Here is a 23,647-nt window from a genome sequence, read left to right as displayed (position 1 = left end):
CATTTTTATTTTAATATGATCCGCTTTTTTGCGACGAATGAGTATAACCCGTGCACGACAACGTTTATCTTCCTCCAGAATTCTTATCTGCTATTAACGCAACCATGCCTTCAACACATAACATGGACGATTTTATTGCAGCTTGTCGGCGTCCACTACGTAAAAGCATTCGAGTAAATACCTTAAAGATTTCCGTAGCTGAATTTGATGAAGTTGCTCGCAATTTAAATTTACACCTCACCCCGGTCCCTTGGTGTAGCGAAGGATTTTGGTTATCAGAACAAGATAACGATGTATTACTCGGAAATAGTGCTGAACATCTCGCCGGGTTATTTTATATACAAGAAGCCAGTTCGATGATGCCAGTTACTGCCTTATTTAGTGATAATAAAACCGTGCCAAACAGAGTTCTAGATATGGCGGCAGCGCCAGGTTCGAAGTCGACTCAAATAGCAGCAAAAATGAATAACACTGGCCTGTTGGTTGCTAATGAATATTCTGGCAGTCGAATTAAAGCACTTCATGCAAATATAGAACGCTGCGGAATTCGAAACATAGCATTGAGTCAATTTGATGGCCGAGTCTTTGGTGGTTGGTTACCAGAGCAATTTGATTCCGTATTAATTGATGCTCCCTGCTCTGGCGAAGGGATTGTCCGTAAAGATCCCGATGCCATGAAAAATTGGAGCAAAGAGGCAATCAATACCATGGCAGAAGTTCAACGTGGCTTAATAGTGAGTGCATTCCAAGCACTAAAACCAGGTGGTAGCTTGGTGTATTCGACTTGTACATTAAGCAAAGAAGAGAACCACCATATATGTCATTATCTACAACAAGAGTTCCCAGAAGCTGTTGAATTTGAATCACTAGCTGAGCTATTCCCTAGTGCAGATCAGTCCGTTTCTGAGGAAGGCTTTCTTCATATATTTCCACAAACCTACGATTGCGAAGGCTTTTTTGTTGCAAAAATCAAAAAGAAAGCATCGGTCGCGTTTCCTGAGGTTAATAAACGTTTAGGAAAATTTCCCTTTGTTAAAGCAAGTCACAAACAAATTGAATCGATTGCACACTCCCTTAAAACATCACTTGATATAGAATTGCCCAATCAAGGTGTGCTCTGGTTACGTGACAAAGAAGTGTGGTTATTTCCTGAAGAACTAGAACCACTATTAAATCAATTTAAATTTGCACGTATGGGTATTAAAATCGCTGAAACCCACAAAAATGGCTATAAATGGCAGCATCAGGTTGCAACCTGCCTTGCAGATGTCAACGGTACTAAAACCGTAGCACTTACCACAGATCAAGCTCGAGAGTGGTTTATGGGAAGAGACGTATACCCTGACCAGGCGCCACAAAAAGAAGTGATCGTGACCTATAACAATATGGCAATTGGACTTGGGAAATGGGTGGGAAATCGTGTAAAAAACAGCCTACCTCGGGAGTTGGTAAAAGATAAGAATTTGTTTTAACAAATGAACTCATTCTCTAACGAGATTTAACACACAACAGCAAATCTTGTACTACACTTACAGTGTTCATTTTTGTTTCCTAACACTTTTATCGGGCTCAATTGAGCCATCCCCCCGATCCCCAAGCCATCAGTGGTTTGGGGCTTTTTCGCCTAATACAGACTAGACTAACGATTTAAACTTTACGAATACCATCACTATTAATAGTAATATGACCGCCTTTATAAAGTGCACCGATCGTCTTCTTGAAGGTACCTTTACTTGTTCTGAAAGCGGCAAAAATCTCATCTGGGGACGATTTATCGCACAAAGGCAAATAACCGCCCTTCTTCTCCAATAACGTCATGACTTTTTGGCTTAAGTCATCAAACTTTTCGGTCCCCACTTTTTGCAGTGATAAATCAATTTTACCGTCATCTCGGATTTGTTTTATGTAACCCGTTAAGGTTTTGCCGACAAATAACTTACCGAATACATCTGAAGGGAAAATCATTCCCCAATGTTGACCGTTTATAATCGCCTTAAACCCAAGAGAAGAACGTTCTGCAATTAATATCTCAACGCTTTGGTTGACCGAATAATTTGCTGGTACTTTATCGAGCCACTTATTAAATTTAGTGGTGCCTACAATACGCCCTGATGCATTATCCGTGTATACATAAACCAAAATTTTACGCCCAACTTCCAAGCGAGAACGTTGCTCACTAAATGGAATAAGCAGATCTTTCTCTTTTATCCCCCAATTGACAAATGCACCAGTGCTATTAACACTTATCACCGTCATAACTCCCCACTCTCCTACTTGCGCAATAGGAGTAGCGGTTGTTGCCATCAATTGACTTTCTGAATCAAAATAGAGAAAAACATCGACACTATCGCCAATCGCAACGTTTTCTTTCAAATTCCGTTTATTTAATAATGTCGTACCATAATCATCAGCGTCTAAAAAAACGCCAAAATCCGTTATTTTAACCACTTCGAGGCGGTTTACCTTTCCTATTTTGATCATTCAACATGTCTCACTGCAAATTTACAGCGATTATACGTTATCTTTGTTATGCTTTCTCTACCTCTTGTTAGAAAACCAATATTGGAGACCCTAATTGATCACCGTCGACAAGCATGACGCGATAACATTAAAAATCTCCCATACTAATGCCAAATCAAAAACATCGAATTTGGACTTATTTCTATTTATTCCTGGCGAGATCGGACTTACGAGTGATGTCATTTCCGAAAACGAATTCTACTACAACTGCATCACTCAAAAGCGTGCCTATCACAGTCAAGAAAACCTATTACCACTCGTACACAGTCGTTTAGCACGAAGAGGCTTACTGTCATCTACTCAATATCGTGTCAGTTTGAGCTTATTTGCTTACCAATATGTCAGTGCATTAAGCCAAGAAGTAAAGTCTCTCATCCAAAAAGGAGAACCAGTTACCAGCGATCAAGTGGATAGTGTTATTGAGCTGTCACTCGATATATTGAAGCGACTACGCAAAACCATCCCCTATGACGAGGTATTGAAACGCTACTACACCAATATTGATAACTACTTATCCTGGTATACAGAACAAAAATTCTTAACCATGATCGCTCACCTTAATCGTGAAGGTGACTACAAAGAAATAAAAAAACGACTCATAATATTAGCCGAGCGCGAAAAAGCGCACAGAGCCCTTAACCACTATAATTCTGTAAAGGCCGATGGTGATATCAATCGCCTCAGCAATAAGATGCGTTTATTACGCCGGCTCATCGAACATCCTGTCGTCCTTAATCAACGTCTTACTTCACTCGGAAACAACCTCAAGCGAGTAGTAAAAGGCTTCGCAACTGGGCTGGTTATGGTATTTGTTACTATGACTGTGATTACCGCGCGCGACTATTGGGGAGAGATTACCGCTTCTTTTGTTATTTTAATGTCTTTTGTCTATGCATTACGTGAGATATTTAAGGACGATTTACGCGATATCCTATGGCGTTGGATGCGAAAGGGTAAACCTAAATGGAAACGAGAGTACAGCGACCCAAGTACCAACAAAGTAGTCGGGCATAAGACCGAGTGGCTTGATTATAAAAAATTGTCCAAATTACCTGATCGTATCAAGCGCATCCGTAAAAAACGTATTGTCCAGCGAGAAGAAAAAATCATTCATTACCATGCTGAAACCGCAATGTCGACGTCGCGCTTTATGAGTGGCTACGAAGCCACAAAAGAAATGATACATATCGATTTTAGACAAATTTCTAATCTATTCGACCGAAATTCAGGCAAGATTTATTTGGTTAAGAATGACCAAGTCATAAAAGAAAATGTTGAAAAAAGGCACTTATTTAATTTGATAGTTAAAGAAGATAACCACATTGATGAACCTGAATACTATCGCTGGAAGATAGTGCTTAGTCGCAACAAAATTGTCGATATCGAGAAAATCACACTAACAGAACGAGAACTAAAAATGTAATTGAAAAAAAAGGAGGGGAATCCCCTCCTTTATCATTGTGGCTATTCACTTCTAGTATCTAAAAAGAAAACACTACGTCGGCTTTTGATTTACCAGTTAACAAGAACTTTAGTTTTGGATGTTCTTCAATAGCGTTAACAACAACCAATGCGGGTTTCTTGGCGTTGCGTGCAGATTTTATTGCAGTAGTGATCAACGAAGTTACCGCATCATTATCACTCTTATAGAGATAGTCTAATTCTTCGTTATATTTATCTACACCTAATGTAAACTGAGTTAAATGCTCTACGTTTAACACGATACCGTCGAAGTACTGCAACAACTTATCGGCCAAAAGGGCCGAAGAAGGCACATCACATGAATATAGGACTTTAAGGCCATTCAACCCACGAGGTAGACCTTTCTCTGCTAGACGGTCTATAACCGTGGCTGCATCGCTTAGCGCGCGCACAAAAGGCACAACAATCTCTATGTTCACGCCAGAGTTACGCAATATTTTAATCACTTCACATTCAAGTTCGAATGCGAGTTTATAGCTGTCAGATGATAACCTGGAAACCCCACGAATTCCCATCGCAGGATTGACTTCATCATCCTCAAGGCTTCCACCAATCAGTGCCTTATATTCATAACTGTCTGCATCGCTCAAACATAAACGAACTGTCTGATAAGATTCTGAAGCAATGGCATTCTTTATCGTTGAAACCAGTGTTTCAACAAAGTACTCATCCGCTCTTTGTTCGCCAATAACTGCTTTCAAAGCTTGAGCATCGGAGTCTGTTAACTGGTCAATACTTAAGCCAGCGACACTAGGGTGATAAAAGATAGTATCAGCTATCAACTCTGACAAGGAAATATAAAGATGAGATGACTCTTGTTGTACTGTGTTCTCACTAGGCAAGACATGCCCGAGTATCATCTGGTTATCTTCATTTTCAATTGGTTCAAAACTCATTAAAACTCCAACATTACATAAATCGTGCGTTGTTAGGCAAAATACCGAGACAATTAACTAAATACAAGCAGAATCATCCCTAGTAAGTTGGTCTAGCGCTAATTTTCTAACATAATCTCTTCTAACTCATTTCAGCAACAGAAAAACAGCGGTTTGTTTTTATTGCACCAGAATATTGTTCCTTATCAGCCTGATCAATAAAGACGACAACTCGAAGGTTTTCAAGGTGAGCCTGTGCCGCATTTTCCTGTAATTGCTCTAAACTATCAAACCGAGTTTTTTCAGCGTCTCGTCGGCTTAAATCTATATATTCTCCTGTACACTTTTTATCATATAAAACCAGATCCGATTGTTGCATATAACGAGTGGCTTTCATCGGCAGTAATTCCACATCATCCCCATAAAAAATAACAGTACAGTCTGACATTAATATATCAGTGGACTCCAACGCCTGATGATAGCAACCTTCTAAAACCTCAAGATCAGGCGCTTCTTGTACTAATGTACTGGCAAAGAATCGTTCCCAAAAGCGACGACGTAGCTCCACGGAAGTCACTCGCGTTTTAATGTCATCACGTTTAGATGCAGCGAAATCGGCAAGCAATGACAAATTTTTCGGCAAAACCGCTTCTAATGTTTGGCGTACATTACGAATAAGTACAGGTGATGATCCGCCGCTAGATATAGCGAGCTGGATTCTTCCACGGCTGATCATTGAAGGAGTGATAAAATCGCAATAGGGTCGATCATCTACGACATTGACTAGAAGGTTACGTTCATGAGCATCGTGATAAATTCTGTGATTAAGATCGGTATCATCAGTGGTCGCCCATACCTGTACAAGCTCATTTGAGAGCTGACTTTTGTGATATTTTTCGTGAATCCACTCACATTTTTTACATTCAATAAATGAGCGTAAGGTCTCTGAAATAGTCGGTGACACAATTGTCACTTTGGCATTTGCCTTTATCAAAGCTTCGACTTTCCGGGTTGCTACCTCGCCGCCACCTACCACCAACACTGGTTTTTCACAAATATCCATAAAAATCGAAAAGTATCGCATTAAATATTAACTCTCTCGTTACATTGATCACATTTAACCCTACCAATATCAGTGCAATACACTAGGGGTACACGGGGTATTTCAAATTAATTATCTAAATTTTTCACGATAGGCAATTGAAAACTTCAAAACAACACTTTAAATCAAAGTTAAACTCTAACCATAAAGTGTCAGATGAACAATACATTCTGTTGCACCAAAATGATCCTCAATTGCACTATTTACATTCGAATAACAATTCGCCATCCTAAGGTTTAATTATTAAGTATACTTTTTTCACAAATACTGTGAACTACTTAATCATTACTGCTTTTAGAAAGCATTCTAGAATAGCGGAGCTACTCAAGTTACCGAAATAACTAATTGACCACTACGTTAGGTATTTTGTATCAAAAATAAATTGGTAACATACAGAACATACAGGATGGATATAATGGCTAAAAAATTAACACTTATCGCTTCAATTGTAGCTGCATCAGCTACTATGATGTCAGCAAGCGCTTCAGCTGCAGATTCAACGTTAGACAAAGTACTCTCTCAAGGATTTGTTTCTTGTGGCGTAAGTACTGGCTTACCTGGATTCTCAAACCCTAACTCAAAAGGTGAATGGGAAGGTATTGATGTTGAATACTGCCAAGCAGTAGCAGCAGCTGTTCTCGGTGATAAAACTAAAGTTAAATATGTTCCTCTAACGGCTAAAGAACGCTTCACTGCTCTACAATCAGGTGAAATCGACGTACTGTCTCGCAACACAACTTGGACTCTTCAACGTGATACGGCGTTAGGACTTAACTTCGTTGGTGTTAACTACTATGACGGCCAAGGCTTCATGGTGAAGAAAGATCTGGGTGTAAACAGTGTAAGTGAGCTAGATGGTGCGTCAGTATGTATCCAATCTGGTACAACAACAGAACTCAACCTTGCTGATTACTTCCGCAAAGAAGGTATGAGCTATAAGCCAGTCGTATTTGATACATCAGCTCAAACCTCTGCTGGTTTTGATTCTGGTCGTTGTGACGTACTAACCACCGACCAATCGGGTCTTTATGCTCTTCGTCTAAACCTTGCTGCTCCAGACTCTGCACAAGTATTACCTGAAATCATTTCTAAAGAGCCTCTAGGTCCTGTTGTCCGTCAAGATGATGACAAATGGTTTAACGTTGCTAAATGGACTCTATTTGCGATGATTAACGCAGAAGAATACGGTATAACATCTGAGAATGCTGATGAAATGCTTAAGTCTAACGATCCAAACGTTCTTCGCATTCTTGGCCAAGATGGACCGAAAGGCGGAAGCTTAGGGATTCGCGATGACTGGGGTTACCAAGTAATTAAACAAGTTGGTAACTATGGTGAGTCTTTTGAGCGTACGGTAGGTACTGGTTCTCCACTACAGATTTCACGTGGTGTTAACGCATTATGGAATGCAGGTGGCTTCCAATATGCTCCACCAATTCGTTAATAGTTAAATCCGTAATAGAAATATTGATAAATGGGCGGACGCTGTCCGCCCTTTTATTTTTGAACATGTATTTTTAAACATGGATTAGAGGTTAACGCTGTATGAAACCCAATAATGATAAAGTGTCTGAAGCGGACGAAACATTGCCGTCAACAAGCACAAATATTTTTTACAACCCCACTTTTAGATCGATAGCATTTCAAATCATTGCAATATGTGCATTGGTTCTTTTTATATTTACGATCGTCAACAATGCCCTGACTAACTTAGAATCACGCGGTATCGCAACGGGTTTCGCTTTTCTAGATCAACCTGCTGGGTTCGGCATTAGCCAATCATTGGTTGACTACACTGAAACCGATACCTATGGGCGCACTTTTGTTGTTGGATTATTAAACACTGCATTGGTGTCCGTTTTAGGCATCATCTTTGCGACCATCATCGGATTTTCATTAGGTATTGCTCGACTTTCGAGTAACTGGTTAATAAGTCGCTTAGCTGCGGTTTACATTGAAACATTTCGTAATATTCCTTTACTACTTCAGATTTTCTTCTGGTATTTTGCCGTTTTACAAGCACTGCCATCACCAAGACAAAGTATGTCACTTGGCGAGGCCATTTTCTTAAATGTTCGCGGTCTATCCATTCCAGCTCCAATATTTGAATCAGGTAGTGGTCTAATTTTGGCTACCTTGATTATCGGTATTGCACTCACGATTTGGGTAGCGAGATGGGCGAGCCAAAGACAAAAGCAAACTGGGCAAATTACACCTGTTTATCGCTATTTTATTGGCTTATGTATTGTTATGCCTCTTGCGGTTTACTTTATTACTGGAATGCCAATCTCTGCCGATTATCCAGAATTAAAAGGATTTAATTTCCGTGGAGGAATTAGTATTCTTCCTGAGCTAGGCGCGTTGCTTATCGCACTTTCAATTTATACCGCGGCATTTATTGCTGAAATTGTACGTTCAGGTATTAACGCAGTGAGTCATGGTCAGTCTGAGGCGGCAATGTCTCTAGGACTCCCTCGAACTAGAACACTTAAATTAATTATTATTCCTCAAGCACTACGTATCATTATTCCGCCGTTAACCAGTCAATATTTAAACTTAACCAAAAACTCGTCATTAGCCATGGCGATTGGGTATCCTGACTTAGTTGCGGTATTCGCGGGTACAACACTAAACCAAACCGGACAAGCCATTGAGATCATGTCGATGACGATGGGTGTCTATTTAACATTGAGTATCTTAACTTCAGTGCTAATGAACCTATATAACCGTAAAGTTAGTTTGGTGGAGAGATAATATGAAAGTACAAAAAGTACATCAATTTCAACCTGATTTACCACCACCGTCGAATACTACTGGTGTGATGGGTTGGATGCTGAAAAACCTATTCAATAATCCAATTAACTCTATCGCGACGGTTCTAATTGGAATATTGGCCTTTGAAGGATTGTGGGTTTTAGCAGAGTGGGCATTTATTAATGCAGATTGGGTTGGTACAACTCGCGATGCCTGTACCAGTGACGGCGCTTGTTGGGTATTTATTAGCGTTCGTTTTGACCAGTTTATGTATGGTTTTTACCCAGAAGCAGAACTTTGGCGACCACAGTTATTTTTCGCATCTCTAGCGATTCTCGTGGGTTTGCTGGCGTATGACAAAACACCAAAACGCGGTTGGATTTTTCTATTCACTGTTACAGTCTACCCAATTTTTATTGGTGAGTTGCTAGAAGGATCGTTATTTGGACTGCCAGTAGTAGAAACCCATAAATGGGGCGGATTATTAGTGACATTAATTATCGCTCTAGTGGGTATTGTTGTCTCGCTACCTATCGGAATCGTGCTCGCATTAGGCCGCCGTTCAGAAATGCCGGTAATCCGAAGTTTGAGTACAGTTTATATTGAGCTTTGGCGTGGTGTACCATTAATCACAGTATTGTTTATGGCATCAGTTATGTTACCTCTGTTCTTATCAGAGGGTTCTGAAACAAATAAACTGGTTCGAGCGTTGATTGGGGTCGTACTGTTCAGTGCTGCTTATATGGCTGAAGTAATACGTGGTGGCCTACAAGCGATTCCAAGTGGGCAATATGAAGCCGCCGATGCTCTAGGACTCGGTTATTGGAAGAAGATACGACTGGTTATTTTGCCACAAGCTCTTAAGATTACGATTCCTTCCATTGTGAATACCTTTATCGGTCTATTTAAAGACACCAGTCTTGTATTGATAATCGGTATGTTCGATGTGTTGGGTATCGGTCAAGCCGCCAACACTGACCCAGAATGGTTAGGCTTCTCAACAGAAAGTTACATCTTTGTCGCGTTAGTGTTCTGGATATTTTGTTTTAGCATGTCGAGATACTCGATGTGGTTAGAAAACAAACTACACACCGGCCACAAACGATAATAAAATTTAAAGGAACGTATTATGACGCAACAAAAATCAGAAGAACTCATGATCCGTATTAAGGATATGAATAAGTGGTACGGTGAGTTCCATGTATTAAAGAATATCAACCTAAAAGTCACCAAGGGCGAGAAAATCGTCATCTGTGGTCCTTCTGGGTCTGGTAAATCAACGATGATTCGCTGTATCAACCGCCTAGAAGAGCACCAGAAAGGTAAGATCGTCGTTAACGGTACCGAGCTTACTGAAGATCTCAAAAACATCGAAGCCGTTCGCCGCGAAGTAGGAATGTGTTTTCAACACTTTAATCTCTTCCCACATTTAACAGTTTTGGAAAACTGCACTCTAGCGCCTATTTGGGTTAAGAAAATGCCTAAAGCTGAAGCGGAAGAAATCGCGATGAAATATTTGGAACGCGTAAAGATCCCGAATCAAGCCAATAAGTACCCAGGTCAACTTTCAGGTGGTCAACAACAGCGTGTTGCGATTGCTCGTTCATTATGTATGAGCCCCCAAGTAATGCTATTTGATGAACCTACTTCAGCGCTCGATCCTGAAATGGTTCGTGAAGTACTTGATGTTATGGTCGAATTAGCGAGCGAAGGGATGACAATGTTATGTGTAACTCATGAAATGGGCTTTGCTAAAGAAGTCGCTGACAGAGTAATTTTCATGGATGCAGGGGAAATAATCGAAGAAAACAACCCTGTTGAATTCTTTGAAAACCCACAATCTGATCGAACGCAAAACTTCTTGTCTCAGATTTTAAGCCACTAGTTTTTATTTAAACGACAGTGTTAATTATGATATGAGGGCGCAAAGAGCGCCCTTTTTATTTGAACCTGTAGAAACGTAAAATTGTGTTACAACTTTACTCAACATTATTTTTTGTTTTTATTTATTATAAATGAAAGAAAAAATGATTAGGGGTTGAATAGATGAACTTTTTGCCCCATAAAGGTCTATATAAATACATACAATAACCATTCGAGGAAGAGTATGAACAGTCCAATGTATTCTCGCACGTCAACTCAAGACAGTGTTCTGCAAACGAATAAGGTATTACGAAATACCTATGCCCTGCTTTCTATGACATTGTTATGGTCTGCAGTTATTGCTGGGGTAGCGATGGCCTACAACCTTCCTCACCCTGGCATGATTATCATGTTAGTTGCTTTTTATGGCCTACTATTCATGATTGAAAAAAATCGAGATAGTAGCCTTGGCTTAGTGTTTACTTTCGCGCTTACTGGTTTCATGGGTTATACCTTAGGTCCAATACTCAATATGTATATTGGCGCAGGTATGGGTGAAGTTGTTACTACCGCATTAGGTGGTACTGCACTTACATTCTTTGCAGCATCAGCATATGCTCTAACCACTAAGCGTGATTTATCATTTCTAAATGGTATGTTAATGGCTGGCTTCGTTGTCATTGTCGTTGGAATGATCGCTTCATTCTTCATTCAAATGCCAATGCTACACCTAGCAATGAGCGGCATGTTTGTGCTGTTTTCTACTGGTGTTATTTTGCTTACTACGCAAAACATTGTTCGCGGCGGTGAAACTAACTACATCTCTGCAACAGTAAGTTTATATGTATCAATCTATAACTTGTTCATTAGCTTACTAAGCATACTTGGTGTTATGAACGACGACTAATCTCTCGTTGAACATCTTGATTAAACAAAGCTCGGACACTCTGTCCGAGCTTTTTTATTTCCTGAACTCATATTATAATCCCCTCCCTTTTCGAAAACCACGCTGCAAGTCTGAATACCGAGGTCATCATGCTCAACTACAACGGAAATTTAATCGAAACAGATAATCAAGGTTACTTACTTGACTACACCCTGTGGGATGAGGGAATGATAGAACTGCTAGCGGTTGATGAAGGAATAGAATTAACCTCTGATCATCTTGAAGTGATATGGTTTGTACGTCGCTTTTACGAAGAATTTAACACCTCTCCAGCCATTCGGATGCTAGTAAAAGCGATGGAGAAAGAGTACGGTCCTGAAAAAGGAAACAGCAAATACCTGTTTAAGTTGTTTCGTAAAGGCCCTGCTAAGCAAGCCACCAAACTGGCTGGATTGCCCAAGCCAGCTAAATGTCTCTAATGCATCAGATGATTGCAAACCCACGATAGATTTTGTCACTTTGATATGTTGCTCGCTTTACACGAGCGACTTGCGCTGCAGGTGAGCCTTGATGCAACCATTGAAACAGTGCTTCACGCTTTTCTTCATCTCCACAAGCTACAACTTCCACATCCCCGTTGTATAAATTTTTAGCGTACCCAGTCAAACCTAACTTCAACCCTTGATGAGAAGTAAAATAACGAAAGCCAACACCTTGAACCATTCCAGACACGGTAAATTTCTCGTAATTATTCATTAGTTTCACCTTCTCTGTTTCAAATTAAACACATTTATTATCGGCTTTTTTAGGGATTTTGAATTTGATTAGCATCTCAATATTCAATTACGAATTTATGACGCATATTCATCGTAATCAAGTTTGATTTTTACCAATACTTCTATAACAATACAGCCCCTTATTCAGATTGAGCATTTACCATGACAGCCGCTATCTACTTAGCAAAAGGAAGAGAAAAATCTCTACAACGTCGACACCCTTGGATTTTTTCACGAGGCATAGAGAGAATCGAAGGCGATGTTACTCTCGGACAAACTGTCGATGTTTATACTCATTCAGGACAGTGGTTGGCAAAGGCTGGATATTCTCCAGAATCTCAAATCCGCGCACGAGTATGGAGCTTTATCAAACAAGAGATAGATACTTCATTCTTTGTTGGAAAGATCAAACGAGCTCAATTGTTACGAGACGATATCATTGAACGGGATGGCTTAACAGGCTATCGCCTGATTGCTGCTGAAAATGATGGTTTACCAGGTATAACCATCGATCGTTACGGAGATTTTCTTGTATGCCAAATATTAAGTGCCCCAGCCGAGCATCAGAAAGATAAGCTAGTTGAAGCTTTAAAACAATGCTTCCCTACCTGTTCAATTTACGAGCGTTCTGATGTGGCCGTTCGTAAAAAAGAAGGATTAAAACCTTCTGTAGGCGTATTGCATGGTCAAGAGCCACCAGAGATCGTTGTTATTGAAGAAAATGGCGTAAAAATTGGCGTAGATATTGTTAATGGCCACAAAACAGGCTTTTATTTAGACCAAAGAGATAGCCGTCAGCAGTCACTAAAATACGTTAAGGACAAAGAAGTCTTAAACTGCTTCTCATACACGGGTGGTTTTGGTTTGTACGCTCTAAAAGGTGGAGCCAAACGCGTTATAAATGCAGATGTCTCACAACCCGCACTGGATAATGCCAAGCAAAATGCAATTCTTAACGACTTCGACATATCGAAGAAACGCGCGGTATTTCTTAATGCCGACGTTTTTAAACTGCTGCGTGAATATCGTGACCAAGGTACTCAGTTTGATGTCGTTATTATGGATCCGCCAAAATTTGCTGAATCCAAAGCTCAGCTAAATGGTGCATGCCGTGGTTACAAAGACATCAACATGTTGGCGATGCAAATCTTAAAACCAGGTGGCACCCTACTCACTTATTCATGTTCTGGCCTTATGGACCATGGTTTGTTCCAAAAAATCATCGCAGATGCAGCTCTCGATGCTAAGCGCGAAGTGAAATTTGTGGAGCGTTTTGAACAAGCAGCAGACCACCCAACTGACTCCGCTTACCCTGAAGGTTTCTATCTGAAAGGGTTTGCCTGTAAAGTGCTCTGATTGAGTGTACTAAGATATTCTCGCTTAATCATAAGTTAAAATAACAAAGCTCAGGCGTGAGCTTTGTTATTACTCTTTTTCGGCTTTAGATTAAAGCCTCAAGCTCGATTCGCTCCCGTTATAATAACGGCAATCCTATCGTCTAATTTCCCTTGTTGATGTGCAGCCATAACTCCAGCAATTCCTGCTGCACCTGATGGCTCAAGCAACATTCTTTCTTCAAATTCAGCCAATTTAACTGCTGATTCGATCTGTTCTTCGTCGACGAGGATGATATCATCAACAAGTCCAATCATATCTTCAACAGATTCAGGAACAGGCACACGAATTGCGAGGCCGTCAGCGATAGTATTCACTTTCTCACGATTGATTGGTGATGAACTCTTCCAACTGCAATACATAGAGTCAGCTCCTTTCGGCACTATCCCCACAATTTTAGTTCCCGGAGACGACGCTTTAATCCAACGTGCCACTCCAGTGATCAAGGCTCCGTTGCCGACCGGAATATATATCGCGTCAAAGAATATGCCGCTCGACGTTAGCTCTACACCAACAGAGCCTGCTCCCTCAGATACAGCGCCAATCTGACCATCCTCGACAAATTGATACCCTCTTGCTTGGCTATACGCTTTAGCTCTACTTTTGGCACTATCAAAATCGTCACCAAATACGATCACATTTGCTCCAAGTTCCTTAATTTTTTCGACTTTCACTTGACTGGCATTGGTTGCGACGAAAACGGTTAATGGATAAGAACGTTCACGACAACTCCAAGCTAACGCCATTCCCCAATTGCCCGCACTCGCACACACTAACGGTGTCACTTCATTCTTTTGCTCAAGAAGCGACAAATAGTTTTCAGCACCTCGACCTTTAAAACAACGTAATGGGTTGTCTGTTTCATCCTTCAAATACAACTTCGTTCCAAACATATTCCCTAACACTTTAGATTCTCTTAATGATCCATTTAAAAATAGGGGATCAATTCGTCCTCGTGATTGCTTTATATTGTTGAGGCTAAGTCGATGTGATGTTAAATTTTGAGAAAGTAAATGTGATTCGTGGGCCAAAACGGTATTGTTTTCATTAGCATAATCGACCATCAATATGCCATCTAGGTGCTCTAACTCATGTTGAAGAAGCTCAGAAATGTCAGCAGGTAAATGGTGCCAGCATTGGATTTCTCCCACTTCGTTTTGAAACGTGATACTGATGCTGCTGTGACGCCTAACTTTGACTCGAGTCTCTGGAGTGCTCAGACAATCATCCCAAACTTCTTGATGTTCTTCACTGCGCCAAATAATTTCCGGGTTTACTAATGTAATCGGGTCTGCACCAAGATTTATCACCACAATTCTTAACGACACTCCCACTTGTGGCGCTGCCATTGCTCGACCAAAATCAAGACGTTGACGCACCTCAGTTAGTGACGCATGCAAGTCGGCAGTGAGTTGTAAAAAATTGCTGTCAAACAACGTAACAGGGTCCGCTATTTGTCGAAGGCAGCCAGAATGATCGGTGTCGGGAGTTAATATAGTCATCACTGTTGACATAAGTCTATATCCTATTTTTGTCGTATTATTAATGAATTGTAAGTCTTGTATAACCTCAACTTAGAGTCATTATGCTAAGCAACATCGACAACGAAGTGCTCTATATATTCAACAAAAATTGCAGCTATTAAGCGCGTTGCACTGTAGAAATGACTAATTAAAGCAAAGAGCGGCAAAATTGGTCTAATCAAGCAAAAGATCGACGTAGGAAGAAGGATCGAATTTAGTTTTTCGAATTACTAATGAGGATGTGAAATTACGAACATTTTCATCTGACATCAATATTGTCTGCGTGAATAAATCAAATTCAGTAACATTTTTTACTGCAATCACGATGCAAAAGTCGGCTTGTCCCGTCACGTAATAGCTCTGCATTACATTCGGATTGGATTTCATTTTATTTTCAAAAAGTTGTATGTCATCGACCCGTTCATTGATTAGATCAACATTGATGATAAACTGCATCTGAAACGACAACTTGTCACTATCAAGTAGTGCAAGCTCCCTTTGTATGATCCCAGAGTTCTTAAGGTGTTTGATTCGGCGTTGAACAGCAGAGATCGACAATCCAACCATTGAACCTATTTTTTCTGCACTAATTTTAGTGTCATGTCGATACAACGCCAATATGTTTAGATCCAATGTATCCATTCTTATTCCAATAATTAGTGTGTTTTATCAATTTATTTTATTAAATGAAACTTAACAAACATGCAGTGAATTCGCTCTCGAAAATCGAGCTGTTTTAAAGATTGAGCAGAAACGAGGGATCTGGGGAGTTGTTTAAATACTTCTCTCTTTCTTTTTCGCTTGTCGCCCCTGGAAAATCTCCCTCCCAACCAAACATGTTCTTCATAACTTGAAGATGGAGATGTGGAGGCCAACCACCATTCACGTCAGAGCTTCCTACTGTAGCAAAGCCTTGACCTTTATTTATGATCTGCCCTACTTCAATTCCCTCTAATGAATCTAAGCTCAAATGACCATACAGCGTATAAAATACCTCTTCTCCCGAACCATGTTTAAGTATGATTGTTGGACCATAATCAAACGGTAGATCATTAAAACTAAAGCTATGTACTTCACCCATCAATGGTGCGTAAATTGAAGCCCCAGCTTCAACCTATAAGTCGATACCAAGATGAATACAACGAACCTGCTCTTCGGGCTTATCAGAAAAATGTGCTGCATTTCTATAGGTTGCTCTTTTTTCTTGGTAGCCTCCGTAAGCTACTGGGTGCTCGACCGAGAGTTGTTTATTAATGAATTGAGCAAGATACTCAGGTTCAGCCGTACGAGCATAATCTAGATATGAATTTGTCTCTGACAGATCGACAGTTATCCACTCTTCTTGAGGATAAGCAAGTCCAAAAATAGGGAAATATTTAGCCACATTTAGTCCATTTAATACGCACTAGTTACTTATTATTTTCATATTATCCTGCTAAATTGCTTAAGAACATATTTTTCACACCCTATAAACGAAAAAAGACGATGGTATCAACCATCGCCTTTCTCCGTTGTATTACTAATTAACTAAGTTAACTAGATCTTACTTGCCGTATGCACGTGTATATGCAGAGTTCATTACTTTAATTACGTCTGCGTAACCCATACGTTCGATTTGAGCTAAGTAGCTATCCCACTCTTCATCGATATCGCCAGTTCCGAGTACCCAAGCTTGTTGTTTTTCAAGCATATAGTCACGGATTGTTGCCCAGTTCTTATCGAATGTCGCTTTCTCTTCTTCGTTAAGTGACACACCTAGGAACGGTTCAGTTAATAGGTCTGGAACGGTATCGTAAAGCGCGATACCTTCTAGAGCAACTTTGTTAGACCACTGTAGCTCGTAACCATAATCCTGCTTGAAACCACGTGGGATCTGAGAACCAATTTCCCACAGTTGAGCGTTAAGTGGCTTAGAATCTTCTAACATTTCTTTCTTGAAGATTGCTTTACCATCAACCATGTCGTAGTTTACGCCTTCGATACCGAAGTTAGCCAAACGACGACCTTCTTCAGTGAAGTAGAAATCTAAATACTTCATAGTTTCAACTGGGTGCTCGTTCGTAAACGACATTGCCCAACCTTCAACTTTCACTTTAGCACGCTGGTGTTCTTCGATACGCTTACCAGTAGTACCGATTGGTGGAAGCATTCCTTTGAAGCTAAACCCTGGTACTTTATCAGCCAATGAATCGTTGTAACCCGCTGTTGATGCAAACCAATCGTGAGTCATACCACCTAGGTTATTAGATAATAGGTATTCACGTGAACGGCTACCACGAGTAAATACTTCAGCATCAATCAAACCTTCTTTGTACCATTTTGCTAGCTCACGAATACCATCACGGTAGCCTTCACCAACATAACCATGCTTAAGAGCACCATTATCTACGTAAAAATCATGGAACATATCAGAACCAGACATACGACCGCCCCATAGGGTAACCATACGAATTAACTCTTCCCAGTTACGCATAAACAGTGGCACTTCGTCTTTCTTGCCATTGCCGTTTGGATCTTGGTCACGGAAAGCAACTAGTACATCATGCAGTTCATCGATGGTGTTAGGAACTTCAAGTCCTAGCTTGTTCAGCCAGTCATAACGAATGAAGTAAGAACGACCGTATTTACCATCTGGAAGATATGGAATGTAGTAAATATTTCCATCTGCCGCCAAAATCGAACTTCTGATATCAGGGTTTTTTTCAAAGAACGCTTTAATGTTTGGAGCATGCTTGTCAATAAGGTCATTCATCGGAATGAAAGCACCTTCAGGGCCATAGCGGTTTACGTTATCACGAATCGCTGAACCACCAACGATATCTGGTAAGTCACCAGAAGCGATAAGCAAGTTAAACGCTTCTTCACTTTTCGTTGTTGCCATTGAAGCAACGTTGTTCAGAGAAACACCTGTTAGACGTGCAGCTTCTTTCTCTACCGGCCAATCGTTGTTATATACATACTTTTTGGTGTGAAAGTGAATATCTAGCGTTAGCGGCTTATCAGTTACGCTGTATGCGCCGTCTGGTGAAGCGGCAATAACAGGCATAGCTAGAGCAGCAGAGCCAATCGCCATTGTGGTAAGTAGGGTATTAACTTTTTTCATAAATTCTACCTTTTATAATATATTTATTGTTTCACTGTTTGTTATAACTAACTTCTAACACTTAAGTTGGTGTTATTCTTTCACACCGCCCAACATAATACCTTTATTAAAGTATTTTTGGATCCAAGGGTAAACTAATAATACTGGAATAATAGAACATACCATTATTGCTGAGCTCACCGTTTCAAATGAATAGTCGGCAGTAAGCAATGTACTTGCAAATGTATCATCATCAGATAATTGTGTAATTATCTGGCGTAAATATACTTGAAGAGGAACCTTACTTTCATCTCGTAATAAGATCATTGCCCAGAAGAATCCATTCCATCGAGCAACAATACAGAATAAAGTAATGGTTGCAAGTGCAGGCTTCGCAAGTGGAATAAATACTTTCCACAGTACTTGAAAATCATTTGCACCATCCATACGAGCCGCTTCTTCAAATGACGATGGAACCGCTTCAAAAAAGTTTCTTAACAAGATAATGTTGAACGCATTACATGCGAACGCAATGATAATACCGAAGTAGCTATCTAGCAGGCCTAAATCCCTAATATTTAAGAAGAAAGGAATCATACCTGCATGGAACCACATGGTAAATGCAATCAACATATTCCAGTATTTTCGACCGAATAATTGCGGTCTTGAAAGTGCATAGGCGCCTGGAATAATAATACAAAGACTGGTAATTGTACCGCCAATTGTATAGATAAAAGTATTCATATATGACTGCCAAAATGCAGGGTCAAATAATACTTTTTCGTAAGCCGCTAATGTGAAATCTACCGGAGTTAATAAGACCTGCCCAGACGTTACCGCATCACCTAAACTAAATGACAATGAAGCAACATATATAAATGGGTATAGAGTACTAATAGTAAACATACCGATTAAGAACATATTCAAATAAACAAATGCTTTATCGCTCTTTGAATATAAATTCATATTTGTTATTACGCTCATAATATTTCCTTACCAAAGAGACGTTTTAGATACACGTTTACTAATTGTATTTGCAGCAACAACTAAGAAGAACGCAATCACAGCATTAAATAATCCAGCAGCAGCGGCTAAATCATATTGAGCTGCTTGTAAACCCTGACGATAAATAAAGGTACTAATAACGTCAGCAGTTTCGTACGTTGCAGGTTGGTAAAGCATAATGATCATTTCAAAACCAACTTCTAGGATGTTACCGATACGAATAATCAACATGATTAAAATGGTCGGCAATATACAAGGTAGAGTGATTTTGTACATCATTTGGAAACGAGTCGCACCATCAACTACAGCTGATTCATAGAGCGATGGGTTAACGCCAGCAATAGCCGCCAAGAACACGATGGAACCAAAACCTGCCTCCTGCCAAATACCAGTACCGACGAATATTGTGCGGAACCATTCTGGTTTGGTTAAGAAGTAAACAGAGTCGTAACCGAATGCATTCAATATCAGGTTAATCACACCCGTTGATGGTGCAAATGCGGTAATAACAATACCCGCGATGATTACTGCTGAAATAAAGTGCGGCAAGTAAACGATGGTTTGTGCGGCTCTTTTAAATTTGGCATTAATAATTTCGTTAAAACCTAAAGCCAAAAGAATCGGCATCGGGAATCCAAAAATTAAGCTTGCGCCACTAATCATGACCGTGTTTTTTATCGCTCGGATAAATTGATCATTTTCAAAGAGTGTATAAAAGTGTTCGAATCCAACCCAAGGACTTCCAGTAATACCTCTAAACACACTGTAGTCTTTAAAGGCAATTTGTAAGCCGTACATCGGTTTGTATAAAAAGATTACGAACCAAAGCACCGTCGGTAAAAGCATTACGTAAAGCTGCCATTCTTTCTTAAAATGCATTTTCGCCCATTTTAATTTCCTGGCTAACTCAGACTCTTGCTTTAGTGAATTATCAATATCTTGCATAATATTTCCCTAACTAATAAGCGTTATTTTGAACGAGTCATAGCTTTGGTCGTTTTCTTATCGAAAACAGCCATTACATTTTGACGGAAATAGAGCTTATTCAGATTATCTAAGTGAGTTAGCTCGCCGTGGGTGTCCACTTTGATTACGAACGGTTTATCTTGAATTTTTGCATGAAGTAATGCTTCTGAACCCAATGTTTCAACTAAATCTATCTTGATGTTGATTTCGCTTGCAGTTTCAGAAGGCTCGATGTCGATATATTCAGGACGAATACCAACAATGATTTCGTCACCATTGTTTAACTCTTCATATGCGGGAATACGACAACGTTGTCCATCAAACAATGCAAATGAGCCTTCGCTAGTTACTTCGGCAGTAGCTTCGATCATGTTCATTGGTGGTGAACCAATAAAGGTAGCAACGAAAGTATTCGCTGGATTATTAAACAGGTCCATCGGTGTACCTACCTGTTCGATCTTACCAGCACTCATTACAACAATACGGTCAGCGAGCGTCATTGCCTCAACCTGATCGTGCGTTACATAAACACTCGTAACACCAAGACGTTTGTGAAGAGTTTTAATTTCAGCACGCATTTGTGTACGTAACTTAGCATCAAGGTTGGATAACGGCTCATCGAATAGGAAGACCTTAGGGTGACGAACAATCGCACGTCCCATTGCAACACGCTGACGTTGTCCACCAGATAGGTCTGCAGGACGACGATCTAATAAAGGTGTTAGCTCAAGAATTTCAGCTACATCCGCTACTGCTTTTTCAATCTCAGGTTTTGGCACTTTACGAATACGCAGACCAAATGCAATGTTGTCAGCAACCGTTAAATGCGGATAAAGCGCATAGTTCTGGAAAACCATTGCAACGTCACGATCTTTTGGTGCTACATCGTTAACAACGCGGTCAGCGATAGTTACTTGGCCATCACTAATCTCTTCCAATCCAGCAAGCATTCTTAACGTGGTAGATTTACCACAACCAGAAGGCCCAACCAATACAACGAATTCTTCAGATTGAACTTCTAGGTCAATTCCTTGAACAACAGTTACGTCGCCGTAACGCTTTACAAGATTTTTTAGTTTAACAGTAGACATGATTACTCCATAGGTCTCAAAGAGGGAATTGAACTTCCACTTATAAGTACTTTTGTACGACAATACTCCTGTATGGAAATAATATTGTAGTACAATATAAAGTCCGTTTTACTATAGAGAGAGCACTACTGTAAATGTGATTAGATAGCTAATTTGAAGTCACGCATTGTTCTGTACAATTTTGTGATCATGATCTTCAATTTAAGGTATTAAATTTATAACGTGAAATTATTAATACTTTAAAAATGCTAATTGAGATACCCGTTAATTTGATATTAATTCGGATTGAAGAACTCTAAACAAAAACTTAAATAAAGTTTAGAAAACGTAATAAAAGTTATAAAAAAACCTTAACTTAGTCCTTTAATAACCGTTTATGGTTGTAATAATTGATCATAATCAATTACCCAAATCAATAACGTTATACACATCGAATTATTTCATTTCATATTTATTTTATTCAGTTTGAAGTTTGATTGATGTGAGATGACGTCAACCAGTGCATCCCTATCCTTCTACAAGAAGGATAGGAATTTTGAAAGATTTCCGCCCTAAAAGCACAGTATTAGAACTAAGGAAGAGTATGGTAATGTAATATGAAGTTATTCATTTAGTCATACATAATACACAGGAAGTTATTCTATAATTGTATAATGATTACGACTAAAAAGTATTTAAATTGAGATATAGATCGCATTTAAATCAGTAAAATCATGCCCAGTATTAGCAAGTTTTTGAAGAGTAGATATTTTACACTGTTGAAGTAAATGATAGATATTATGTGCGTTTGTTCGGTAATTTATAGTATATAAAAGAGAACTAGCAGTTGATGACCTCATAGCAGAAGTATGTAAACGCTTATCACACCAATGAAATTATCTCAATAATATCAACAACTTAATCTCTCGATATCAATACAAACAACATACAGATAAAAGCCAACGTTGATGTTGTCATTCGTACATGGTTCCATTGTGTCCAAACTTCAAAGTATTCGCTCCAGCGAAGACCATTTGCCAATTGTTCATTTAGAGGCAGGTGTTGAGTGAATGTCACCGCTAATGAACACATGGCAAAAAACATTGCAATAAATGCCCACTTCACACCATTCTGATTTGTTCTTAAGAGCACCACTAATGATATTATTACTGAAATTGGTGCCCCAAAGAAAATAGTACCAAACCATCCGTCCCTAATATGTGCATTAATTGATACCATAGCTCTAGAAGCTGAAATTGGCCCCGCGAGATCCAAACTTTGCATAATAGTAAAAGACCACGTATAGAAAAATCCAGCTAGCAAACCTGTCAACATCGTAGATATAACTAATATAATGCTAAAAGATTTTGATTCCATTACCAGACTCCGTTCTGCGCTCGATCGTTTCTTAATTATGTGGAAAATGAATTGCAATGACAATTAACAGTATGAAGTACTATTAAAAGTATTTATTGAACCACATCACAAAATTTACTTTACCACGAATGATCGGCAACTCAATAGAATAGTGAAGTGTTACTTCCCTATTCTAATTCGTTTTATGTTATTTAATCACATTTAGGCGTAGATAATGGACAGGTAATAGTTGAATTGAGTGAACGTAAATCAATTCACATATTATTTTCAGGTTTACATTAAGACGTAGATTAGAGGCGCAAAGTATTAAGATATAAATTAAGCGTGTTTTTTAAAGCTCCCACAGTCTTCACATTTAACGCCATGCTGATAAAAAAATAATGGGAATCCTAAAAGAAGAAAAACCACAAAAGCTGATTGCTTACCTTTAGTGTACTCTTTGATATTCGTACTTTGGCATTCTCCACAACATTTTATCTCATGCAGATCACTTGGGTTTGTATCTTGTTCTTCAGGTTCGACAACGTTAGAAAAATCTTCTCCAATGAGTTCGAGCGCTTCATCGTAGTGCTCCTCTGGAACCAGCAACCTAACCCCACCCATTGCATCGGAATAGAGCCACTGCATATTGATCGTATGCTCATCAGCGATAAACGCAGGAATTCCGACACTTTCCAAATTTGCTTTCGCAATATTTGCATCGAGAGGAAAAGAAAATTTTGTCAAAACCACCAATTTACTCATATCAACCTCTCTTAGTAATACCTCAAACTGTTAAACATCGAAAGCGAACACATTGAGAACATGAAGTGTCCACCCACCTTCATAGTTAGTTTAGAGTATCTAAGGTTTAAATGGTTCCCCTTACGTAATGAAACCTCCGATATTATGTGCTGCCGAATGTGAAAGCCGGAGCGACACCTAATTATAGCGTCTTGCCTATTCTCATAAAAAATGGGCCATCTGAAGTT

Annotated in this window: 22 protein-coding genes and 1 pseudogene; 9 read left to right on the top strand and 14 right to left on the bottom strand. The window is 39.5% G+C overall.

The features are described from left to right. The first annotated feature begins 50 nt into the window (after positions 1-50). Positions 51-1,472 carry a 16S rRNA (cytosine(1407)-C(5))-methyltransferase RsmF gene (gene rsmF / locus ACXJY6_RS08365; protein WP_458768040.1) on the top strand — a complete coding sequence of 474 codons (1,422 nt, stop codon included), beginning with the start codon at positions 51-53 and terminating at the stop codon, positions 1,470-1,472. A 175-nt stretch (positions 1,473-1,647) separates the two neighbouring features. On the opposite strand, the gene ACXJY6_RS08360 is transcribed toward rsmF, so the two are convergent. Next, complete coding sequence (locus tag ACXJY6_RS08360; RefSeq protein WP_458768039.1) at positions 1,648-2,481, bottom strand: CvfB family protein; 834 nt, start codon at positions 2,479-2,481, stop codon at positions 1,648-1,650. Positions 2,482-2,575: 94 nt separating this feature from the next. On the opposite strand from ACXJY6_RS08360, the gene ACXJY6_RS08355 reads away from it, so the two are divergent. Continuing rightward, positions 2,576-3,943, top strand: a complete 1,368-nt coding sequence (locus tag ACXJY6_RS08355; protein ID WP_458768038.1) for a hypothetical protein — start codon at positions 2,576-2,578, stop codon at positions 3,941-3,943. Between the two features lie 58 nt (positions 3,944-4,001). Here ACXJY6_RS08355 and ACXJY6_RS08350 read toward each other — a convergent pair whose 3' ends face one another. Continuing rightward, entirely contained in the window at positions 4,002-4,898 is an 897-nt protein-coding gene (locus ACXJY6_RS08350; protein WP_456049682.1) for a putative PEP-binding protein, read from the bottom strand. Positions 4,899-5,019: 121 nt separating this feature from the next. Continuing rightward, positions 5,020-5,961, bottom strand: a complete 942-nt coding sequence (locus ACXJY6_RS08345; RefSeq protein ID WP_456049681.1) for a precorrin-2 dehydrogenase/sirohydrochlorin ferrochelatase family protein — start codon at positions 5,959-5,961, stop codon at positions 5,020-5,022. 433 nt (positions 5,962-6,394) lie between these two features. Here ACXJY6_RS08345 and ACXJY6_RS08340 point away from each other — a divergent pair, with 433 nt between their 5' ends. The 6 genes from ACXJY6_RS08340 to ACXJY6_RS08315 all read left to right on the top strand — a co-directional run bounded on the left by ACXJY6_RS08340 (position 6,395) and on the right by ACXJY6_RS08315 (position 11,961). Next, a complete protein-coding gene (locus tag ACXJY6_RS08340) occupies positions 6,395-7,423 on the top strand; it encodes an amino acid ABC transporter substrate-binding protein (RefSeq protein WP_456049680.1) in 1,029 nt (342 codons plus the stop codon). Between the two features lie 101 nt (positions 7,424-7,524). Continuing rightward, positions 7,525-8,733: an amino acid ABC transporter permease gene (locus ACXJY6_RS08335; protein ID WP_458768037.1), complete on the top strand. Its 1,209-nt coding sequence runs from the start codon at positions 7,525-7,527 to the stop codon at positions 8,731-8,733. Between the two features lies 1 nt (position 8,734). Further along, positions 8,735-9,841: an amino acid ABC transporter permease gene (locus ACXJY6_RS08330; RefSeq protein ID WP_456049678.1), complete on the top strand. Its 1,107-nt coding sequence runs from the start codon at positions 8,735-8,737 to the stop codon at positions 9,839-9,841. Between the two features lie 21 nt (positions 9,842-9,862). Continuing rightward, positions 9,863-10,618 carry an amino acid ABC transporter ATP-binding protein gene (locus ACXJY6_RS08325; RefSeq protein WP_456049677.1) on the top strand — a complete coding sequence of 252 codons (756 nt, stop codon included), beginning with the start codon at positions 9,863-9,865 and terminating at the stop codon, positions 10,616-10,618. A 222-nt stretch (positions 10,619-10,840) separates the two neighbouring features. After that, a complete protein-coding gene (locus tag ACXJY6_RS08320; RefSeq protein WP_458768036.1) occupies positions 10,841-11,503 on the top strand; it encodes a Bax inhibitor-1/YccA family protein in 663 nt (220 codons plus the stop codon). 128 nt (positions 11,504-11,631) lie between these two features. Further along, the gene (locus tag ACXJY6_RS08315) at positions 11,632-11,961 is read left to right on the top strand and encodes a TusE/DsrC/DsvC family sulfur relay protein (protein ID WP_456049675.1); all 330 of its coding nucleotides are present in this window, start codon (positions 11,632-11,634) and stop codon (positions 11,959-11,961) included. Positions 11,962-11,965: 4 nt separating this feature from the next. On the opposite strand, the gene yccX is transcribed toward ACXJY6_RS08315, so the two are convergent. Next, complete coding sequence (yccX, locus tag ACXJY6_RS08310; RefSeq protein ID WP_456049674.1) at positions 11,966-12,238, bottom strand: acylphosphatase; 273 nt, start codon at positions 12,236-12,238, stop codon at positions 11,966-11,968. A 182-nt stretch (positions 12,239-12,420) separates the two neighbouring features. On the opposite strand from yccX, the gene ACXJY6_RS08305 reads away from it, so the two are divergent. Further along, positions 12,421-13,614: a class I SAM-dependent methyltransferase gene (locus ACXJY6_RS08305; RefSeq protein WP_456049673.1), complete on the top strand. Its 1,194-nt coding sequence runs from the start codon at positions 12,421-12,423 to the stop codon at positions 13,612-13,614. Between the two features lie 98 nt (positions 13,615-13,712). On the opposite strand, the gene ACXJY6_RS08300 is transcribed toward ACXJY6_RS08305, so the two are convergent. The 10 genes and pseudogenes from ACXJY6_RS08300 to ACXJY6_RS08255 all read right to left on the bottom strand — a co-directional run bounded on the left by ACXJY6_RS08300 (position 13,713) and on the right by ACXJY6_RS08255 (position 23,411). After that, on the bottom strand, positions 13,713-15,167 hold the full coding sequence (locus ACXJY6_RS08300) for a pyridoxal-phosphate dependent enzyme (RefSeq protein WP_458768035.1): 1,455 nt from the start codon (positions 15,165-15,167) through the stop codon (positions 13,713-13,715). Positions 15,168-15,350: 183 nt separating this feature from the next. Further along, a complete protein-coding gene (locus tag ACXJY6_RS08295; RefSeq protein WP_456049671.1) occupies positions 15,351-15,818 on the bottom strand; it encodes an Lrp/AsnC family transcriptional regulator in 468 nt (155 codons plus the stop codon). A 94-nt stretch (positions 15,819-15,912) separates the two neighbouring features. Further along, positions 15,913-16,275, bottom strand: a pseudogene (locus tag ACXJY6_RS08290) (peptidoglycan DD-metalloendopeptidase family protein); the annotation flags it as partial. A 15-nt stretch (positions 16,276-16,290) separates the two neighbouring features. Continuing rightward, a complete protein-coding gene (locus ACXJY6_RS08285; protein WP_458768034.1) occupies positions 16,291-16,560 on the bottom strand; it encodes a hypothetical protein in 270 nt (89 codons plus the stop codon). A gap of 159 nt (positions 16,561-16,719) precedes the next feature. After that, complete coding sequence (locus ACXJY6_RS08280; protein WP_456049669.1) at positions 16,720-18,279, bottom strand: extracellular solute-binding protein; 1,560 nt, start codon at positions 18,277-18,279, stop codon at positions 16,720-16,722. A 72-nt stretch (positions 18,280-18,351) separates the two neighbouring features. Beyond that, the gene (locus tag ACXJY6_RS08275) at positions 18,352-19,242 is read right to left on the bottom strand and encodes a carbohydrate ABC transporter permease (protein ID WP_456049668.1); all 891 of its coding nucleotides are present in this window, start codon (positions 19,240-19,242) and stop codon (positions 18,352-18,354) included. A gap of 9 nt (positions 19,243-19,251) precedes the next feature. Further along, a complete protein-coding gene (locus ACXJY6_RS08270; RefSeq protein WP_456049667.1) occupies positions 19,252-20,208 on the bottom strand; it encodes an ABC transporter permease in 957 nt (318 codons plus the stop codon). Between the two features lie 23 nt (positions 20,209-20,231). Continuing rightward, entirely contained in the window at positions 20,232-21,320 is a 1,089-nt protein-coding gene (locus ACXJY6_RS08265; protein WP_456049666.1) for an ABC transporter ATP-binding protein, read from the bottom strand. Between the two features lie 897 nt (positions 21,321-22,217). Continuing rightward, positions 22,218-22,676, bottom strand: a complete 459-nt coding sequence (locus ACXJY6_RS08260; RefSeq protein ID WP_458768033.1) for an anthrone oxygenase family protein — start codon at positions 22,674-22,676, stop codon at positions 22,218-22,220. A 318-nt stretch (positions 22,677-22,994) separates the two neighbouring features. Continuing rightward, entirely contained in the window at positions 22,995-23,411 is a 417-nt protein-coding gene (locus ACXJY6_RS08255) for a putative signal transducing protein (RefSeq protein ID WP_458768089.1), read from the bottom strand. Positions 23,412-23,647: the final 236 nt, after the last annotated feature.

The organism is Vibrio phycocola (genome assembly GCF_054404255.1).
Note: the sequence above shows the minus strand (reverse complement) of the source record. Positions and strands in the feature narration are given on the sequence as shown.

Excerpts from the sequence above, each read along its gene's own strand:
- ACXJY6_RS08360 (WP_458768039.1), bottom strand. The coding sequence starts at position 2,481 with ATGATCAAAATAGGAAAGGTAAACCGCCTCGAAGTGGTTAAAATAACG.
- ACXJY6_RS08350 (WP_456049682.1), bottom strand. The coding sequence starts at position 4,898 with ATGAGTTTTGAACCAATTGAAAATGAAGATAACCAGATGATACTCGGG.
- ACXJY6_RS08345 (WP_456049681.1), bottom strand. The coding sequence starts at position 5,961 with ATGCGATACTTTTCGATTTTTATGGATATTTGTGAAAAACCAGTGTTG.
- ACXJY6_RS08340 (WP_456049680.1), top strand. The coding sequence starts at position 6,395 with ATGGCTAAAAAATTAACACTTATCGCTTCAATTGTAGCTGCATCAGCT.
- ACXJY6_RS08335 (WP_458768037.1), top strand. The coding sequence starts at position 7,525 with ATGAAACCCAATAATGATAAAGTGTCTGAAGCGGACGAAACATTGCCG.
- ACXJY6_RS08330 (WP_456049678.1), top strand. The coding sequence starts at position 8,735 with ATGAAAGTACAAAAAGTACATCAATTTCAACCTGATTTACCACCACCG.
- ACXJY6_RS08325 (WP_456049677.1), top strand. The coding sequence starts at position 9,863 with ATGACGCAACAAAAATCAGAAGAACTCATGATCCGTATTAAGGATATG.
- ACXJY6_RS08320 (WP_458768036.1), top strand. The coding sequence starts at position 10,841 with ATGAACAGTCCAATGTATTCTCGCACGTCAACTCAAGACAGTGTTCTG.
- ACXJY6_RS08315 (WP_456049675.1), top strand. The coding sequence starts at position 11,632 with ATGCTCAACTACAACGGAAATTTAATCGAAACAGATAATCAAGGTTAC.
- yccX (WP_456049674.1), bottom strand. The coding sequence starts at position 12,238 with ATGAATAATTACGAGAAATTTACCGTGTCTGGAATGGTTCAAGGTGTT.
- ACXJY6_RS08305 (WP_456049673.1), top strand. The coding sequence starts at position 12,421 with ATGACAGCCGCTATCTACTTAGCAAAAGGAAGAGAAAAATCTCTACAA.
- ACXJY6_RS08300 (WP_458768035.1), bottom strand. The coding sequence starts at position 15,167 with ATGTCAACAGTGATGACTATATTAACTCCCGACACCGATCATTCTGGC.
- ACXJY6_RS08295 (WP_456049671.1), bottom strand. The coding sequence starts at position 15,818 with ATGGATACATTGGATCTAAACATATTGGCGTTGTATCGACATGACACT.
- ACXJY6_RS08280 (WP_456049669.1), bottom strand. The coding sequence starts at position 18,279 with ATGAAAAAAGTTAATACCCTACTTACCACAATGGCGATTGGCTCTGCT.
- ACXJY6_RS08275 (WP_456049668.1), bottom strand. The coding sequence starts at position 19,242 with ATGAGCGTAATAACAAATATGAATTTATATTCAAAGAGCGATAAAGCA.
- ACXJY6_RS08270 (WP_456049667.1), bottom strand. The coding sequence starts at position 20,208 with ATGCAAGATATTGATAATTCACTAAAGCAAGAGTCTGAGTTAGCCAGG.
- ACXJY6_RS08265 (WP_456049666.1), bottom strand. The coding sequence starts at position 21,320 with ATGTCTACTGTTAAACTAAAAAATCTTGTAAAGCGTTACGGCGACGTA.
- ACXJY6_RS08260 (WP_458768033.1), bottom strand. The coding sequence starts at position 22,676 with ATGGAATCAAAATCTTTTAGCATTATATTAGTTATATCTACGATGTTG.